We start from the raw sequence: 17231 nt of genomic DNA, 5'->3' as shown, positions 1-17231 counted from the left end.
TTTAACAAGTAAAATAGATCTGTTACTTAGTGTGATTGATATTATATCTAAACATTAAATTAGGTATAAAAACAACAAAGCCTCGAAATACGAGGCTTTGTTGGCTATTTTAAAGGGAAAACATTGATATTACTCAATATTTTGTACCTGTTCGCGCATTTGTTCGATTAATACTTTACACTCAACGGCTGCGGCCGTGATGTCGGTGTTGATTGCTTTAGAGCCTAATGTGTTTGCTTCACGGTTGAACTCTTGCATCATAAAGTCTAAACGGCGGCCGATAGCGCCCCCTTTTTTTAATACATTACGTGCTTCAGAGACGTGAGAATCTAATCGGTCTAACTCTTCAGCTACATCTGATTTTTGCGCTAACAGCACTAACTCTTGCTCTACGCGTGTACCATCTAAATCAACTTTAGCATCTTCAAATTTTTTCAAAATACGCGCTTTCTGCCAAGCGTGAACAGCAGGCATAAAGTCACGTACTGTAGCTGCTTGCTCGCTGATATTAGTTAAGCGTTGCTCGATAAACACACCTAGGTTTGCACCTTCTGCGGCACGAGAATCAATGAAATCATTTAGTGTGCTTTCAAAACCAGCCATCAGCTCTGCGCTAACGGCGTCGATATCTTGCTCTGGCGCTTGCATCACACCTGGCCACTTTAAAATATCAACAGGGTTTATTTGCCCTGTGCCTATTTGCTCAGTCACCCATTGCGCATTGTGAATTAGTTGAGTGGCTAATTCTTGATTCATATTCAGACATGTGCTGCTGGTTGAGTTAGCATCAAAACGTAAACTACATTCGACTTTACCGCGCTCTAAGCGCTTACGAAATGTATCTTTTAATTTTGTTTCTAAACCACGAAATTGCTCAGGCAAACGAAAATATGTTTCAAGATAACGTTGGTTCACAGAGCGGATCTCCCAAACTGCTGTCCCCCAATCACCTTTTAATTGCTTGCGTGCAAATGCCGTCATACTGTAAATCATACTTTCCCCTCTCAATTTGAATCACGAGTATAACTGACTATCCCCCAAACATGCTACGTCGAGCTGCAATTTGCCATTGATTTTATATAACAAAATCCTAATGCGTCATTTAATGCCATACTTTTCAAGGGTAGATTAATTCCAATCGATAAAATGGTCTATTAATCATAAAAATAATTAATAGACAGTAGTAAAGGTTAATTTAGAGAGGAGATGATTCAATATCCCTAGGTTAGCAGTATTTATGGGGCAATGATAAATATAGTTTTACTGACAATGGCTAAGCAATTCACCTAGCCACAGATTTGAAGTAGTTAAGAATTAAAACAGATTATGTATTCTCCGTTAGTTTTTAATATCACGTGCGAGTGTCTGACCTTCTTCAATCATCTGACTAAACGTCTCTAACAACCCTTCTACTTTTAAATTAATTTCTTGGGTTAATGGCTCTGGGAAACGTTTAATTATCACGTCAGGAGGAAGATTAAGCGACCAAGCAAAACGAGCAAACACTGAAAGACGAATTAATACTGCAGCTTGCGATGTGTTGTCATATTCTAATGGATCTAATTGCTGCTCAATAGCATCGATAAATACGGAAGAGAAGTTCCAATGTCTGGCTAACGCTGCACCAACTTGCGTATTATCAAAACCAAGTACTTCACGCTCCGCATACAAACGCGGTTGTCCTGCATCAATAGCAACTTTAATCAAACTACACTCAGCGGGCTTAATGGTTTGTAATAATAGTTCGCCGATATTATGCATCATGGCACAAGTAAAAGCGGTATCGCTGTTGATTTTCGTATGTTTTGCTAAATGTTTGGCAATACTCGCCGTAATGAAAGTTTCTTCCCAAAATTTATCTTTATCGAAGCTAGGTGTATCAGGGAATACATTTGATAAGCTGGCTGCAACGACAATACTTCTGACTTGATTAAAGCCTAATCGAATAACAGCTTCTTCAATAGACTCGACCTCTTTGCCTCTTCGATAAACCACAGAGTTTGCCATGCGGATCACCTTTGCACTAATCGACTGATCTTTTGCTACTTTTGCCGCAATTTCCTCTACCCTGACATCCTCATCAGAGAAAGAGTCCATTAGTTCTAATAGAATGAGCGGTAAAACAGGTAACTTTTTAACATCTTTAAAAAGATCAGCGGTGAGTTCCATCAGTGTATTTTGCCTATTGAATAATTAATTCAACAAAATAGTACCTAATTTCACTAAAATCAACCAAAAAACACCCATTAAGGGATAGTTTTAGAAAGAGTTATGATAAATACAAATATAAAATAATTATCATAACTCTGGTAAAAGCACTTTAACGGTTAATCAGGCGGTTATAGTCAAACAAACCATACTCAATGGGGTCTTGTTGTAAGTAGAGGTCATGTAAATAATCGCTGACTTCCCAGAAATTAGGGTTACTTCTACGTATGCCATAGGTCGCCATTAAGGTTGCAAATTTCTTTTTATCTTTTGCTTCAGAAAATAAACGTACAAAGTCAGCTTCATCTGCTGCATTTACTTTAAAGATCAATCCTGGATACGTACCTAAGAAGCCTTTAAATATTTCTGAGTTATCTTTAGAAGTTAGACGGTTAGCTGCTTCATTTAACAAGCTTGATACATTCTCATGTTCGTTATGACGCAATATTGTATAACCTCTGTCTGCTCCGTTTTCATCTTCCACCACGATGAACGACACCTGTGGTAGTGAAAGCACTACGGAGTTATCTAAGTTATTCAAACGCTTCAATATTATGTCTTCTTGTGGCACACGATACTGAGTATTTTTAGCGCGTAACATATCAGGTGCGTAAACATAGTTTTTTAACTTACTTAGTAGCTCTTCTTTAGGGAAGTCTGTATTAAATTCAATCCCTGATCGGCGAGCATTCATCAAGTTCTCATCGTTCAGGTATTCGCTTAATTCCTTCGTTGCATCAATATACCAACTTGTTAATACTGGCCTTCTATACTCGTTTGGAATAAATGAAATGAAGTTTGCTTCTGACTCAATGCGTAAAAAGTCCATGTACAAACGCGTAGTTAATTGGTGCCCAACATTGCCATACACGTCAAACCCAGCGACTAGTAGATAATGAATACGCTCTAGTACAGGGTAATCGATTAACCAAGCCGTTTTAGGCTGTTTACCTATTGCACCTTTTACCACAGTTGCACTATCTATATGCCGGAATACCGTTAACGCCGCATTTTCATTGCCCGACCAAATATTATCCAAGGTTAAGCCTTCGACATGATCCATCTCTTTCTTAATGAAGTCACTCTTAGCTTTAACATATTGGCGATTACCTTTTGCATAGGACAACCACTCTCTAATGGAAAGGTTATTACTACTCGACTCAGCGGGGAGTCGCAAATTATCAGCTTGGCTGTATACAAACTGGTCAACATCTTTATTAGCGGTAGACTCAGGGTCAACAAAGAATACCCAGAACTTATCGTTAATCACATTTACTGCCACTTGACCACGGCAAACGGGCCCTTTGATAAAACCGCCAATAGTAAAATATGCTTCCTGTAGCATAAACTGATAGCGAGAATAAGTAGGGATATCTTTAAACACTAAAAAGGGATTGAAGTCCGCATAATCCGGCAATGAGTTAACCGTGAAATCAGCGTCATAAAAAAGCTTATCCCAAAGCTGCTCTCGTTTTTCATTTAACACATAAGGTAGATTGGTTTTGGCTAAGGTGATCGCTCTGTCTAACACTAACCGGTAATAAACACGCTCTACTTTAGGGTCATCATAAGGACGACGAGTGGCAATCACTTTCACTGGCTCGCCAGGAGGCGTTGATGAGCGTATTAAATGAAAGAAACGCGGTGGTGTATCTGTACTAATAGGTAAAGCATCAAAATAGATATGGCCAATGAATAGGTGCTCGTAAATATAACGCGCAATTAACTGATCTTTGCGTGAGTCTCCATTAAGCTTTTTCTCCCAATGCTCAACCAGCTTGACTGTTTCATCTGACAAAGCCAAAGGCTCAGACATAGGTGCGCCACGTGATATCCACTGCTCTAATGTTTTGAACTCATCATGGCTTAAGTTAGGCAAACCATAGGGCATACCTGATAATGGGAAATCTTCCTCGTATTCTGCTAACTCATTAATATCAGCACATTGATCTTCTCTGTTTAAAGAGTAATTAAACTGTTCTGGTAATACACCTTCAGGTTGTGGATTACGCTCTTTTTGCATTAATAACTTATACATAACGCTGCCTTCCAAGTTAGCCAGCATTGTTTGGTCACGTTCATTAAGCACTGATTTAAAGCCTTTATGACGCCACTCTTCCGTACTATGAGCATCAATAAATAAGCGAGAAGGAGCAGCACCTAAAATACGTTGACCGTTATAAACCAAGGCTTTACTTGCACCACGATCAATCCCTTCAGGGGAGGATAGTTTTAATTGGCAAGGGGCATCGTAACAACCATGACAAACTACGCAGCGTTTTTCTAGAATCGGCATCACTTGATCTCGAAACTCTTCTGCTAATGCGTCATCGGTACTAAGTTGTCTTGGTCTAGGTTGCTCTTTTCCGTAGTCTTTATTCAGTTGGTCTTCAACATCAGAACAGGCGATAAGTAGTAAACTGCACAGTAATACAATTAAAACTTTAAAAGTCATGAACAGGCTCTCTAAAATTGCTAGAATATGGGATTAATTTATTAAAATGCATGTTAACTATATCTCTAATTTGCTATACAACGGACAGTATAGAGATAGAAAATAGCTCATGATTATTTTTATAATCTATTTAAACACGAGTTAAGCAAGACTGCTACCAAACCCGCAGTCTTGCGATCAAAAATACAAGGTACATTAGATGAAATTTAGTCCGTGCACAGGTGATTGTACAAGTAATAAAAAACATTGTGGTGGATGTGGTAGAAGCCGAGATGAAATCACTGAGACACAAGTGATCACTAAGTTATTAGTAGAACACTTAGTTAAATATGATTACGATGACCCAGAAAATTTTTTAGACAACGTAACCAAGAAGGCAATTAAGCGTTCTAAGAATGCGCAAAAAAAGTAACTAACGCTTCTCTCGGAGGGGATACCAAGAAAAGCGGTAAGAAAAAGTCCAAAAAGAAAGCGCTTAAAAAATTGAAAAAGCAGCAAAAGAAACAAAAAAAGAAAAGTAAAAAAGACAAGAAGTAACCTAAAGAAGAATATCAATGGCGAAATATAAACAACCAGCAGTTTCGCAAGAAACTCAAGATGAAGCACTGGCAATGGCTAAAAAAGTACAAAAGCCAGGGCAAACTAAGGAGCAAACCAAATTGGTTGCCCAAGGTATTCAAAAAGGTATTGCTGAATATAAAAAGTTAGCTAAAAGCAAACAACGTCAAGCAGATAAGGCTAAGAAGAAAAAGTCGCCAATTGCTGATGTTCAACCTGAAACAAACACCTCTAATAAATCTAACACTTCTCTCCTACCTTGGTGCTTACTTGCATTGAGTTGGATTGGATTTGTCAGTTACCACTTTTTAAATCAATAGGAACAACCATGGTTAAAGTAATTGTAAACGGCGCAAAAGGTCGTATGGGCAGTGAAGCCGTCAAAGCAGTGAGTAATGATAGCGAATTAGAACTCGTTGCAGAATGTGACTTTGGCGATGATCTAGCTGCATTAATCAAATCTACTGGAGCACAGGTTGTTGTTGATTTAACTGCTGCGTCCGCAGGTTTTAATAATACACAAACTATCCTTAATGCAGGTGCTTGCCCAGTTATCGGTACCAGTGGTTTCCTTGAGCAACAAGTTGCTGAGTTACAAACATTAGCACAAGAGAAAAAACTAGGCGGCCTGATCGCACCTAACTTCTCTATTGGCGCAGTATTAATGATGAAATTTGCAGTTCAAGCAGCTAAATACTTACCAGATGTTGAAGTCATTGAAGCACATAGCCCACAAAAAGAAGAAAGCCCATCGGGTACGGGTATTCGTACAGCCGAGTTAATCTCAGCAGCGCGCACTAAAGCGGCGACACCTTGCAGCGATAAAGAGTTAATCGAAGGGGCACGTGGCGCAGAGTTAAATAATGTGAAGTTACACTCTATTCGTTTACCGGGCGTTGTAGCACAACAAACCGTATTCTTTGGTGGATTAAGTGAAACCTTAAAGATTGAGCATAACTCACAGCATCGTGAGTCATTTATGCCAGGTATCTGTTTAGCCTGTAAAGAAGTGGTTAAACGCACTGAGTTAGTTTATGGCTTAGAGTACTTAATGGACTAAGGCTTTTTTTCTATCGAACAAAACAAAACGCCAGCTTCTCGCTGGCGTTTTGCATTATTCCGACATAGGTTTACTACGTTGCCCATATACAAAATAAACCAAGACTAATGGCGTACATAGGTAATAAATCACCTGTAACTGGTGAATCGCTGTATCTGATGTCATGGTAAAGACCGCAATAATGCTAAAGAAGACCACTAGCATGAATTGTGAGTAATAACTTTTACAGATAATGTAACGTGTTGGTTTATCTTGACGAGCAATATCATAGAATCGTTTATTAAACGCGAGGCGGAAGAAGTTACTCAAGAAAGCAGCCAGTAATAGACCACTATAAATCACTAGACTATCCATCTCTTTATCCAGAAAGCCTCTGATCGCCCAAGAAAATGCATAACCTAGTACCGCAATACGATAGATTTTTTGCGCATTAACTCTATCAATATACTTTTTAATCACAAAAAATATTAAGGCTAATAGAATACTCAATGCAATTAATATAAGCCCCAACTGCATTACATTTTCTTGGGTTAGCATGTAGATAGTTAACATCCAGAAATAACTTTCTAGAAATAGGAATAGTCCGTCCACTACAAAAATAAGCGAGGAGCGATGTTGATCTTGAAACTTAGCAACCTGCTGCAAAGTAAAAGCGGGCACCTGTTTGAGTTTGTCTAATTGTGTATGGTTATTTAAACTTTTATTCACCCATACAAAACCTAACAGCGATAACGCTAAAGACAAAACCAGCAAACCAACAAAGTACTCCATACCTAATAGGTAACTACCAATGAGCACCCCAACTTTTAGCGCAAAAACAACTAATATTTGAAAATTACCGAAGGTATTCCCAGTGTTATTATCTTCAGTGATTGCTTGAAATAAAAGGCGCTGTGTTGACCAATAAAAACAGCCCGCCGCGCCATTAACCAGGGCTCCAATACTAATCAAGTAATCATGAGAGCCCCATATTAAGAGCATCACAAACAGGCTTTGTAAGAGAAACGATAAACTAATCAGTTTAGTCCAACTGTGCTGAGCACGAAGACGATCCCAATAATATAAAGCGAGTATGAAACCAACCGCAGTAAGTGCAATAAAAGAGGCGATATCACTGATGGTAAGGCCTTTATCCCACAGAATAACAGCGATGAATAAAGGCATTAAACCTAAAAGGAAAGAATGAAATCCTGTAAAAAGGTAAAAGGTGCGAGTTAAAGCAGACACCTAGAAGGTGTCTGACTGTTTGACTTCCAATGCATCTAACTCATCGAAGTATTCACTGAGATCTTCTGCTTCACCATAACGAGGATAAGCATGCATTTTCAAATATGGGCGAGAGTTTACTTCTAGGAAGATACATTTTTGTTCACGGTAATCAAACTCAATGCCTTTCTCTAAAATCACATCAATGCCTAAAATATTTGCGTCGAATAAGTTTAAAACATTTTTAAACAAGTCTTGATTAGCTTCCGGTAACAACTGTTTATCAATCACTTCTACTACACCACCTGGTGCTAAAGAGATTCGATAAAACAGAGTCGCTCGTTGCTCTGCTGGTAATACAGAATCAAAGTCTAAACCTTGTTTCACTAAAAATACACGTGATTGAGCTGTTTCTTTTAATGGTGAAATGACTGGATACAATTTCATTTCTTCACGAATTGCATTTTCTTTCTGCATTAACTCACGAATAGTCGAACTACCGTTACCTTTAACAGAAGGTGCATAACGTTGTAATACTGAAACGATTTTGCCATTCGCCACTACAACTCGATAGTTTTTACCTTCTAAAAACTGTTCAACAACTGTAAATGGCCACCATAATTTCGCTAAGAAGATAGCTTTCCATAACTCTTTATAATCTCGAATTGGAAAATGACTACCACGTGAAAAACCACTCACATTAGGCTTAATTACTAAAGGAAAACCATGTTGCTTAGCAAAACGAATCGCAGCAAATGGATTAAAGAAAATTAACCCTTGTGCATGTGGAATATTACCCTGCTTAAAACGGTCTCTTGCTTGCTCTTTACTTCTGCAACTACGACGGACTTCTAAGCTATTGTAGTTACTACAACCGCCCATGAATTTTTTACTGATCCAAGCATAAATTATTTTTTTTATATTCATTAGGAAAGCTCATTTTTTAGTTTCGATTTTAATAATCGAGCTGATTGTAGTTTTTGAAAGAAAATTGATTTCACCGGTTGCGAAGCTGGAATACCTTTAGTGACTAAAGCTAATTGTTTCATACTCGCAAAGATGAATTTAAATTTACATCTTAAAGGCATATCTTGGGTTAATAAGATTAATGGCATCGGTACATAAACATTAATTTCTACAATAGAAAATTGCTCATTAAGCAGCGCTTCTAAAGAGTCCGCTCTTGCACAGAAACGTGCGATACGAAACGACCCAATTTTCGAAAACAGCGACTCTAACTTCGCAATTTGCTCTGCGCTTAGTTGCGGCATACAAGATTGGTAATAGGTGTCACGATTATAAATACCATTAACGGGCATCTCATCATCACTGTGATTACAAGTCTCTGTCACCGATATAATCGCTGAAGAGTGATCTGTGGTTGCACCTGGGATAAAGAATATTTCAAACTCTCTTTTCCCCTTAGCAGCCGCCTGAATTAAATAACGGGGTCCAACGTTAGGGCGATTAGCTCTGTGCTGTTGTAACGCCTCTTGCGAGTCTATACGAGACACGCCCTGTGAGTTTTGCCCCCATTCAGGCTTTAAGAAAACCGGATAAGCTTCCGGCTGTTTAGCACCAGTATCTTCACCTTGGTCAACAAATTGTGATAAACGCCATTGTTCAGGTATCAACAAATCCATATCTAACTTAGAAAATATATGCAGATCTTGATTGAAATAATTGGCGTTTAATTGAAAGTACTTCCACGGAGCAACCAAAAATCGGCAACACCATAAAATATATGAAAGTACTAACGAAATACGTGTTAACAAAAGTGTTCCTTACTGACTTATTTATTTTTATAGTTACGGTAGTTTGTAACAAATAAAATGAAACCTAAAATTAGAATAGAAACTGCAGTATAAAACAGGCTACCACCATCGCTTTTACCTTCGTGTATCACCTCGATACCTAACGGTGTAAATAGATGGAAGAATGCCGCACCCGCCATCACAGCAGAAGCCATTAAACCACCAATCGCATGCATTAATGCGCGGCTTGGTGCACAACTTAATATGCCAACCTTTTTAAGCACCCAAAACAATGCTGGTGATAAGAGTACCAGTGATGTAATTAACTCGACACCACCTACAGCGTAAGATCCGTAGTTAGCAAATAGAGAACCAATTGTGTTGCCTAAAAAGCCTTGCATCCACACACCGATCGTACCAAAAATATGCTGTGTATCTGGGTGTAATGTAAATTTGTAAGGTAAAGATAATAAAAATACCTTAGCCACCCATATTACAACTGCCCAACTAAAAATAGGTAATAGTTTCATGTTATTCCTTGTTTAATTTATTCCAATTAAGATCAGCTTGTTCAATAAACTTATCTTTGTCATTAACCCATGTAGCTTGAACAGATTCATCATAGTTTAAATACAATTTACCTTTATAAACACTCCAAAAAGCAGGCTTTCCTGGTGCTGTGTTATCACTTGCCATTGCCCATGCACAGTAACCGCCGTATTGAGGCGCATACTTCTCAGGATCACCTTTGAATAAGGCTAAGTTATCCGCACTTGAGAAGTACCAATCAGCACCTTGATACTCTAAGGTATATTTACTGTCACCTTCTACTGGTTTATTTTCAGTGAAGTAAGCAACGACATCGTAACCACCAGCCGCTTTATTACTAAAGTAACTGGTGTAAATTGCGTCAGCAGCGTTTGCACTTTGTAATAATGCAAACCCCATTAATAACGTAACTTGTAACATTGAAAATAGCTTTTTCATATTCGGCTCTGCCCTTATATAAATGAATGTAAACAACTAGACCTTAGAGGTTCTATTTTTATTGCTTTTATTTATTAATATTTTAATGAAATAGTCATATTCTCAATATGTAACACCTAAAATAACACTTCTTAATGGCTACAAAGATCATGATAAGTAAAGACTATAGGCGCTAATAGTCAAATTTCAGATACAAAAAAGCCCCATTTAATTACTTAAATGAGGCTTAGAAAGGAAAGAAAAGTTCCGTTATAAAACAGAGAGTTTATCTTTCATCTCTTGATGTTTTGCTAACATAGTTTCACTTGGTTGACTGCTTAATAGGCTAACTGCAACAATGGCGATTGTCGCAAACACAATACCTGGAACGATTTCATAGACATCAAACCAGCCGCCAGTTAACTGCTTCCAAACTACTATTGTCACACCACCAACTAAAATACCTGCTAATGCACCGGCACGATTCATACGAGACCAAAATAAGCTCAATACGATAACAGGACCAAATGCAGCACCGAAACCAGCCCACGCATACGATACTAAACCTAATACAGAGCTGTCTGGACTGAAGGCTAAAAATAGGGCGATCAATGATAAAGCAACCACGCCTAAACGCCCTGCAAGTACCACTTTCTCTGTGCTCGCTTCTGGGTTGATATGCTGCTTGTAGAAGTCTTCTGCTAATGCTGAAGAAGACACTAACAGTTGTGAATCTGCCGTACTCATAATCGCTGCTAGAATAGCCGCTAATAAGATCCCCGCAACCACTGGGTGGAAGACACTGTTAACCAATAACATAAAGATTGTTTCGCTATCTTCTAATACACCGCCTAAGTTATTATCTACAAAGCCAATACCCACCAAACCTACTAGAATGGCACCAGCAATCGATAACGCAGTCCAAATCACTGAAATACGACGTGCAGTGGTCAGATCTTTATTACTACTTGCCGCTTGGAAACGCGCTAAAATATGTGGCTGACCGAAGTAACCCAAGCCCCATGCTGCTAACGAGATAATGCCAATAGCCGTCATCGGAGTACCATCAGTATTACTAAAGGCAGATAGTAATTCTGGATTTTTTAAGGCTAAAGAAGACGTTAAATCGCCTAATGATCCATCCATTGCAATCAGCGGAACAGCAACCAGTGCAGCAGACATTAACAAACCTTGTACTAAGTCAGTCCAAGATACCGCTAAGAACCCACCAAATAAGGTGTATGAAACCACACAGACAGTACCAATAATCACGGCAATTTTATAATCCAAATCAAACACAGTTTGGAATAATTTACCGCCAGCAACTAGACCAGCACTGGTATAGAAAAGGAAGAATAATAGAATGAAGAAAGCAGAAATAGTTTGTAGTAACTTGCTTTTATCTTCAAAACGACGTGCAAAATAGTCCGGTAATGTTAATGAATCATTAGTCACTATAGTGTAAGTACGTAAACGCTTTGAACATATAAGCCAATTTAACCAGCTACCAACAAGCAAACCACCAGCAAGCCAAAATGACCCATAGCCAGCAACCAGAGCATAACCTGGTAATCCTAATAACAACCAACCACTCATATCCGAAGCACCAGCAGAAATAGCTGTTGGCCAAGGACCTAATTGACGTCCTCCTAAAAAGTAATCTGATGAATTGACGGTTTTGCGATAAGCCCAGTATCCAATACCCATCATCATCGCTAAATAAACAAGAAAAGTTGCAATCACTGCAACATTTTGGTCCAACATAAGAAATAATCCTCTTAAACACTACCCTGTGATAATTAGTATTAACGAGAACAACAATCATTCCTTAATCAGAGTTCTTAACAATACACTAACAAAATAGTCACCAAATAGTCTGACTTCTGATTTTTTCGCTCAAAATTAAAACAAAATGGCTGATTTCAAGCCAATTAATGAGACCTAAGTCACAGTTAAAAGAGTCTAGTTTTCAGCCAAAATAAATAAAACCGTATACAAAACAACCGCTCTAAAACTGATATACCATGCCTGTTGATACAATAAAACTATCGTTATCATAGAATTCGATATTGGCATCCTCTCTGCTATATCCAAGCATTACGGTCCAATCCCAGCTCTTCCAGTTAAAGGGACGTTGATAACTGTACACAGAAAAAATACTGACAGTATCAACCTTTTGTGTTGTATCAAAAATAGGATTTTCTTGTTGATGAAAACGTTTGCCAACACCTAAAGTCGTTATTAGGGTATGTCTATCACGAAACAACATCACCGCGACTTGAGCAACGTATTGATTAAAGCTATTGGCATCGCCTTCTGCGTTGCGATGTGTGTATTGCAAACTTGGTTTAAGCAATAATCCACTGTCGATGGGTAACAAGGTTTCTACTTCGAATTTTTGATACAAGCTATCGCGCTGTAATGCCGCTATTTCCTGTTCATCCATTAACTGACTTTGTCCACTTTCCTCATCATCAATGCTGCTGCTAGCCACCGCATATTTAAATGTAAATGGAGATCCCAAAATGCGTTCCACGGCAATCCTTGCACCACCAACACTCACATCGGTAGTATCACGGTTACTTGCTTCAACAAAAGGATCTGACCAGGTTTCGTTAAAGAAAGATAATTTTGGGAAAAAAGCAAAGGTCAACTTACTGTCATCACTAAACTGGTGCCTTAATCCAAGTTCATATTGAAACTGAGCAATGGCGACTTGATCGCGACTATTACCAAGAAAAAATTGCGTATTAAGGTTATCTAAAGTGTACAGCACAGTGCCTAAAGGGTAGGTCAAACTCGATCCTGAAAACTGACCGCTATTGGTTAAATTATCAGTGATTTGGTTATCATCGTCCGTATCAAATTGTGAGGTACCGCCGCTATACCCAACATTCACACTTAATGTCACACCCCAACCCGCTTCTTTGCTGAGAGGCTCTGCTAGTAAAGCATGACTCGCGACCATCATTACTATTGGTAAACACTTTGTCACTTTCAACATACGTCACTCCTTTACGATCAATAAACCTATTTAATCAATGGCGCCAGCAACTTCTCTAAACCATTTAATTTAACTTCATAGATAAGCGCTAATTGTTCACCAAGTTTGCCTTCTGGAAAACCTTTACTATTAAACCAAACCAAATAGGGCTCAGGTAGATGAATTAATTTACTGCCAGCATATTTTCCGAAGGGCATTGTTTGATTGATAGCATCGCTTAATGCTTGTGGGTTCTCCAACATATTCATTCCTTTAAGCAGGTAGTAATTAATTCCATTAAACACAACATCTTTGAATTAATCTGAGTAGTCGCCATATTAAAGCCAATATTTAAACGAAAGCAATCTGAATATAAGCCCAGTGTGCTGAACTCATCACCAATACGAATATCAAGATTATTTTGTCTCGCTAATTGCTTTAATTTACCTGTATTAAGCTTAACAACCTCAACCCATAATACAAAACCACCTGTAGGATGACTGATTTTACTGTTTACTGGTAAGTGCTCATGCAAATAATGAATGTACTGCCGTGTTTGTTGCTGTAAATATAAACGTATTTTTTTTAGGTGATTAGCATAGTCACCACGTTCAATAAAGTCTGCGATTGCTAATTGTAAAGGTGATGTAACACCTTGGTTGGCAAATAAGCGTTGTCGTAAATAAGCATCTAAATAACGTCCAGGTAAACACCAGCCTAACCGATAACCTGCAGCAATGGTTTTAGATATTGAACCACACCACAATACATAACCCTCACTATCCCAATGTTTTGCTGGTAAAGGAATGACCTGCTGCGCGCCTAACTCTAAATACACATCATCTTCAATAATCGGAATTTTATATTGTGTCGCTAATTCAACTAGTTTTTGTTTTTGTAAGGCACTCATGGATGTACCTTGCGGATTCATATGCGATGTACAAAACAATCCGGCTTTTATCGTTCCTAATTGCATCTGCTTTTGCAGTTGCTCAAGATCGATCCCTTCTTCAACGGAGGGGATCTCAACAACAGCTCGCTTCATCACCCCAAGTAATTCCAATAAGCCTGAAAAACAAGGCGAACTAATAGCAACCGCATCCCCAACTTCAGTGGTGATTTCAATTGCTGTTCTTATGGCATCCAAACAACCATGGGTGACCACACACTGCTCAGCCGAAAAATGAAAATCAACCTGCTGAAAGTGTTTACTTAAATTTTCTCGTAGACACAGTTCTCCTTGTGGATCGGGATAATGACTTAATAAACTACCCTGCTGTTTGATTGCACGCTTAACGCTCTGTTGTAATTTAACAATCGGCATCAATTCGGGGTCATAACGTGCAATGCCAAGCGGACAAGGATCAACAAACGGGTTATAAGGTGATGGCAATTGCGGTTGGGTAGTGATGCTCTTAAAGTTCACCAAAGTCGGTGTGTTAGGCTTTCCCTGCATGATAGATTGTTGTACAACATAATAACCTGATTGTGGTTTGGCTAATAACCAACCCAAAGATTCTAAATGTTGATAACAATTTAAAGCCGTTGTCATACTGACATTATGTAAGAGTTTAAAGTTACGTAATGACGGCATTTTACTATTAACAGCGAGTTGTCCCGATTCAATTTGTTGTATGCACTGTTGCGCTAACTGCTTATACCTCACTTTTCTTCCCCATTAAATTGTACCGCTTTTATTTTTAATTTTTGTATCTGTTCTCTTTTTTAGTTTGTTTGATAATAACCACAAGATCAAGCATTCCGTGATTACCCCATAAAGGAGATAAGATGAAAAAAAATGATTTAATATTAGGCGTGATAGTCATGGTGGTATGGGGATTAAACTTCTCAGTGATAAAACTCGGTGTTAACGAGATTGACCCACTATTATTAACGGCATTACGTTTCAGCTTAGCAAGCTTACCCGCTATCTTCTTTGTTAGAAAACCTAATGTGTCATGGTTATATTTAATTGTATATGGTTGGTTATTTGCCATAGGCATTTGGGGGATGGCAACTTGGTCAATTCAATCAGGATTAAGCGCTGGCATGGCGTCGGTTTTATTACAGATGAACGTGGTGTTTGGGTTATTTCTAGGCTACTTCCTACTAAAAGAGTCGCTTTCCTTTAATAAAATAGTAGGAAGTTGCCTCGCACTGGTTGGATTATTGATCTGTTTAACCACAACCAATGGTTCAATCACTCAATCGGGGTTAGTGCTTATATTGCTTGCCGCCTTATCTTGGAGTTTAGCAAGCATTACTGTAAAAAAAGCAGCGCCGAAACAAGTGTTTGCATTTAGTTTATGGGCGATGGCATGTGCACCTATCCCTTTATTCTTAATTGTCTATTGGCAATCGGGTAGTTTGCCTTTTACGTCATTACCTGACCAACTCAACGGCCGGGTTATTTTTTCGGTATTGTTTCAAGCTTACCCTGTGACGTTGTTAGGTTATTGGATTTGGAATCGTTTATTAATTTCCTACCCATTAACCATGGTCGCACCGCTCACTTTATTAGTGCCTATTTTTGGCTTATTAGGGGGCACACTATTTTATCAAGAAGAGATTAGTCTACTCACATTGATTGCAAGCCTGTGTGTGATCAGCGGCGTATTTGTTGGATTTATCACCTTTAAACCCGCTAGAAAATTGGTATAGGAAACTTCAATAAAAAGCAGGTAAACTAACCAACCATTATTTATTGACTGGACCTGTTATGACTTACCAAGCCGCTATTTTTGATATGGATGGTTTGCTGCTAGATACCGAGCGTGTCTGTATGCAAGCCTTTGAGCAAGCTTGTCAGCAACTATCGCTGCCTTTTGTTAAAAGCGCTTACCTCAAGATCATTGGTCGCAATGCACAAGGTATTGAACAAGCGATTATGGAGCACTATGCACAATACATAGACTATGCTCCATTACGTAAAGCTTGGATGGACGGTTATTGGCCAATCGTGGAAACGCAGGCAATTCCTGTGAAAGCAGGTGTTGTCGCATTATTAGACTGGCTTAAAGCCCGCTCTATTCCAGTAGCGGTAGCTACCTCTACCCACCAGCAACTTGCAAGAACTAAGCTAAAGTTATCTGGGTTAGATCATTATTTTGAGCATATTAGCAGTGGTTGTGAAGTCAGCAATAGCAAACCTCATCCAGAAATATTCTTACTCGCAGCGCAACGCTTAAACATAGCACCACAAAATTGTTTAGCCTTTGAGGATTCAAGCAATGGGGTTATATCAGCATTAGCAGCAGAAATGACAGTATATCAAGTGCCCGACCTCGTCATTCCCGATGAGCAGATCATCGGGTTAGGACACAATATCAAAGCATCACTTAATGATGTACTCGATGAACTCAAGCAAACAAAACAAGTTAACTGAGTATTATGAAGCTGGCAGCTGATTCACAAAAATAAGCTGCTCGGTTTTAAAACCATATTCTTGTGCAGTATTAATAAAGTCTTGTTTAATCTCATCACTGATCTCAGGAGTGCGAGATAAAAGCCATAAATACTCATGGTTATAACTGCTTATAAACGCATATTGATAATCAACTTGGTCCATTTTAAAAATAATATATGAGCCGTAAAATGGGCCAAAGAACGATACTTTTAAATGCCCTGTATTTTTATCATCAACAAAGTAGGCTTTACCCTCAGCCTCTTTCCACTGTTTATTTTCTGTAGAGTAACCTTTATTAACGACTTTTATACCACCATCTTCACGCATTGAATAAGTAGCTGTCACTTGCTCTAAGCCTTCTTCAAAAGAGTGATCTAAACGCGCTATTTCATACCAGGTCCCTAGGTATCGTTCACTATCAAAGTTTTTAACCGCTTTCATCCCTTCTGGTATACCAGTACAACCTACTTGTAAGATGACTGCTACTATCAATAATAGAAACTTCATTATTTTTTCCTTATCACTGTATTAATGATGATTAATACGTAATTTATAGAAACTTAGACCACAGAGGTTTAATGAAAAATATACTGTTTGTGCATTTAATACCAATCACAGTAAGTAACTGATCTATT

Annotated in this window: 18 protein-coding genes; 5 read left to right on the top strand and 13 right to left on the bottom strand. The window is 38.5% G+C overall.

Annotation, left to right across the window (positions count from 1 at the left end; genetic code table 11):
- Window positions 1-129: 129 nt before the first annotated feature.
- The 3 genes from DS885_RS07990 to DS885_RS07980 form a co-directional block, all read right to left on the bottom strand.
- A complete protein-coding gene (locus DS885_RS07990; RefSeq protein ID WP_113818912.1) occupies window positions 130-993 on the bottom strand; it encodes a YicC/YloC family endoribonuclease in 864 nt (287 codons plus the stop codon).
- Between the two features lie 345 nt (window positions 994-1338).
- Window positions 1339-2169 carry an HDOD domain-containing protein gene (locus DS885_RS07985; RefSeq protein WP_113818911.1) on the bottom strand — a complete coding sequence of 277 codons (831 nt, stop codon included), beginning with the start codon at window positions 2167-2169 and terminating at the stop codon, window positions 1339-1341.
- Between the two features lie 151 nt (window positions 2170-2320).
- The gene (locus DS885_RS07980; protein ID WP_113818910.1) at window positions 2321-4663 is read right to left on the bottom strand and encodes a fatty acid cis/trans isomerase; all 2343 of its coding nucleotides are present in this window, start codon (window positions 4661-4663) and stop codon (window positions 2321-2323) included.
- 199 nt (window positions 4664-4862) lie between these two features.
- Between DS885_RS07980 and DS885_RS07975 the strand changes: the two genes are divergently transcribed.
- The 3 genes from DS885_RS07975 (at window position 4863) to dapB (ending at window position 6281) form a co-directional block, all read left to right on the top strand.
- Window positions 4863-5075 carry a DUF1289 domain-containing protein gene (locus tag DS885_RS07975; RefSeq protein ID WP_113818909.1) on the top strand — a complete coding sequence of 71 codons (213 nt, stop codon included), beginning with the start codon at window positions 4863-4865 and terminating at the stop codon, window positions 5073-5075.
- A gap of 142 nt (window positions 5076-5217) precedes the next feature.
- Window positions 5218-5541 (top strand): DUF2956 domain-containing protein, encoded by a 324-nt coding sequence (locus tag DS885_RS07970; RefSeq protein ID WP_113818908.1) that lies wholly within the window; start codon window positions 5218-5220, stop codon window positions 5539-5541.
- 8 nt (window positions 5542-5549) lie between these two features.
- On the top strand, window positions 5550-6281 hold the full coding sequence (dapB, locus tag DS885_RS07965) for a 4-hydroxy-tetrahydrodipicolinate reductase (protein WP_113818907.1): 732 nt from the start codon (window positions 5550-5552) through the stop codon (window positions 6279-6281).
- A gap of 54 nt (window positions 6282-6335) precedes the next feature.
- Here dapB and DS885_RS07960 read toward each other — a convergent pair whose 3' ends face one another.
- The 9 genes from DS885_RS07960 to DS885_RS07920 form a co-directional block, all read right to left on the bottom strand.
- Window positions 6336-7445, bottom strand: coding sequence for an MFS transporter (locus DS885_RS07960; RefSeq protein WP_147232340.1), 1110 nt, complete (start codon window positions 7443-7445; stop codon window positions 6336-6338).
- Between the two features lie 63 nt (window positions 7446-7508).
- Entirely contained in the window at window positions 7509-8414 is a 906-nt protein-coding gene (locus DS885_RS07955) for a cyanophycin synthetase (RefSeq protein ID WP_113818905.1), read from the bottom strand.
- Window positions 8414-9262 (bottom strand): hypothetical protein, encoded by an 849-nt coding sequence (locus DS885_RS07950; RefSeq protein ID WP_113818904.1) that lies wholly within the window; start codon window positions 9260-9262, stop codon window positions 8414-8416. Before DS885_RS07950 ends, DS885_RS07955 begins: the two co-directional genes overlap by 1 nt.
- 17 nt (window positions 9263-9279) lie before the next feature.
- Window positions 9280-9771, bottom strand: coding sequence for a hypothetical protein (locus DS885_RS07945; protein ID WP_113818903.1), 492 nt, complete (start codon window positions 9769-9771; stop codon window positions 9280-9282).
- Window position 9772: 1 nt separating this feature from the next.
- The gene (locus DS885_RS07940) at window positions 9773-10228 is read right to left on the bottom strand and encodes a YHS domain-containing (seleno)protein (RefSeq protein ID WP_113818902.1); all 456 of its coding nucleotides are present in this window, start codon (window positions 10226-10228) and stop codon (window positions 9773-9775) included.
- A 249-nt stretch (window positions 10229-10477) separates the two neighbouring features.
- Window positions 10478-11971 carry a sodium/proline symporter PutP gene (gene putP / locus DS885_RS07935; protein WP_113818901.1) on the bottom strand — a complete coding sequence of 498 codons (1494 nt, stop codon included), beginning with the start codon at window positions 11969-11971 and terminating at the stop codon, window positions 10478-10480.
- A gap of 244 nt (window positions 11972-12215) precedes the next feature.
- Complete coding sequence (locus tag DS885_RS07930; protein ID WP_113818900.1) at window positions 12216-13211, bottom strand: DUF2860 family protein; 996 nt, start codon at window positions 13209-13211, stop codon at window positions 12216-12218.
- A gap of 26 nt (window positions 13212-13237) precedes the next feature.
- Window positions 13238-13453, bottom strand: a complete 216-nt coding sequence (locus tag DS885_RS07925) for a DUF3820 family protein (RefSeq protein ID WP_113818899.1) — start codon at window positions 13451-13453, stop codon at window positions 13238-13240.
- A gap of 2 nt (window positions 13454-13455) precedes the next feature.
- A complete protein-coding gene (locus DS885_RS07920) occupies window positions 13456-14856 on the bottom strand; it encodes an aminotransferase-like domain-containing protein (RefSeq protein WP_113818898.1) in 1401 nt (466 codons plus the stop codon).
- A 122-nt stretch (window positions 14857-14978) separates the two neighbouring features.
- On the opposite strand from DS885_RS07920, the gene DS885_RS07915 reads away from it, so the two are divergent.
- Window positions 14979-15851 (top strand): EamA family transporter, encoded by an 873-nt coding sequence (locus DS885_RS07915; RefSeq protein WP_113818897.1) that lies wholly within the window; start codon window positions 14979-14981, stop codon window positions 15849-15851.
- 58 nt (window positions 15852-15909) lie between these two features.
- The gene (locus DS885_RS07910; RefSeq protein ID WP_113818896.1) at window positions 15910-16575 is read left to right on the top strand and encodes an HAD family hydrolase; all 666 of its coding nucleotides are present in this window, start codon (window positions 15910-15912) and stop codon (window positions 16573-16575) included.
- 3 nt (window positions 16576-16578) lie between these two features.
- Here DS885_RS07910 and DS885_RS07905 read toward each other — a convergent pair whose 3' ends face one another.
- Window positions 16579-17103: a lipocalin family protein gene (locus DS885_RS07905; RefSeq protein WP_113818895.1), complete on the bottom strand. Its 525-nt coding sequence runs from the start codon at window positions 17101-17103 to the stop codon at window positions 16579-16581.
- Between the last annotated feature and the right edge of the window lie 128 nt (window positions 17104-17231).

It is taken from the genome of Psychromonas sp. B3M02, from assembly GCF_003318165.1.
Lineage (GTDB): Bacteria > Pseudomonadota > Gammaproteobacteria > Enterobacterales > Psychromonadaceae > Psychromonas.
Note: the sequence above shows the minus strand (reverse complement) of the source record. Positions and strands in the feature narration are given on the sequence as shown.

What these genes read in the sequence shown, in the direction of transcription:
- DS885_RS07910 (WP_113818896.1), top strand. Translation starts at nt 15,910, where the DNA reads ATGACTTACCAAGCCGCTATTTTTGATATGGATGGTTTGCTGCTAGAT.
- DS885_RS07915 (WP_113818897.1), top strand. Translation starts at nt 14,979, where the DNA reads ATGAAAAAAAATGATTTAATATTAGGCGTGATAGTCATGGTGGTATGG.
- DS885_RS07970 (WP_113818908.1), top strand. Translation starts at nt 5,218, where the DNA reads ATGGCGAAATATAAACAACCAGCAGTTTCGCAAGAAACTCAAGATGAA.
- DS885_RS07930 (WP_113818900.1), bottom strand. Translation starts at nt 13,211, where the DNA reads ATGTTGAAAGTGACAAAGTGTTTACCAATAGTAATGATGGTCGCGAGT.
- DS885_RS07980 (WP_113818910.1), bottom strand. Translation starts at nt 4,663, where the DNA reads ATGACTTTTAAAGTTTTAATTGTATTACTGTGCAGTTTACTACTTATC.
- DS885_RS07960 (WP_147232340.1), bottom strand. Translation starts at nt 7,445, where the DNA reads ATGCCTTTATTCATCGCTGTTATTCTGTGGGATAAAGGCCTTACCATC.
- DS885_RS07990 (WP_113818912.1), bottom strand. Translation starts at nt 993, where the DNA reads ATGATTTACAGTATGACGGCATTTGCACGCAAGCAATTAAAAGGTGAT.
- DS885_RS07955 (WP_113818905.1), bottom strand. Translation starts at nt 8,414, where the DNA reads ATGAATATAAAAAAAATAATTTATGCTTGGATCAGTAAAAAATTCATG.
- putP (WP_113818901.1), bottom strand. Translation starts at nt 11,971, where the DNA reads ATGTTGGACCAAAATGTTGCAGTGATTGCAACTTTTCTTGTTTATTTA.
- DS885_RS07975 (WP_113818909.1), top strand. Translation starts at nt 4,863, where the DNA reads ATGAAATTTAGTCCGTGCACAGGTGATTGTACAAGTAATAAAAAACAT.
- DS885_RS07985 (WP_113818911.1), bottom strand. Translation starts at nt 2,169, where the DNA reads ATGGAACTCACCGCTGATCTTTTTAAAGATGTTAAAAAGTTACCTGTT.
- dapB (WP_113818907.1), top strand. Translation starts at nt 5,550, where the DNA reads ATGGTTAAAGTAATTGTAAACGGCGCAAAAGGTCGTATGGGCAGTGAA.
- DS885_RS07905 (WP_113818895.1), bottom strand. Translation starts at nt 17,103, where the DNA reads ATGAAGTTTCTATTATTGATAGTAGCAGTCATCTTACAAGTAGGTTGT.
- DS885_RS07945 (WP_113818903.1), bottom strand. Translation starts at nt 9,771, where the DNA reads ATGAAACTATTACCTATTTTTAGTTGGGCAGTTGTAATATGGGTGGCT.
- DS885_RS07940 (WP_113818902.1), bottom strand. Translation starts at nt 10,228, where the DNA reads ATGAAAAAGCTATTTTCAATGTTACAAGTTACGTTATTAATGGGGTTT.
- DS885_RS07925 (WP_113818899.1), bottom strand. Translation starts at nt 13,453, where the DNA reads ATGTTGGAGAACCCACAAGCATTAAGCGATGCTATCAATCAAACAATG.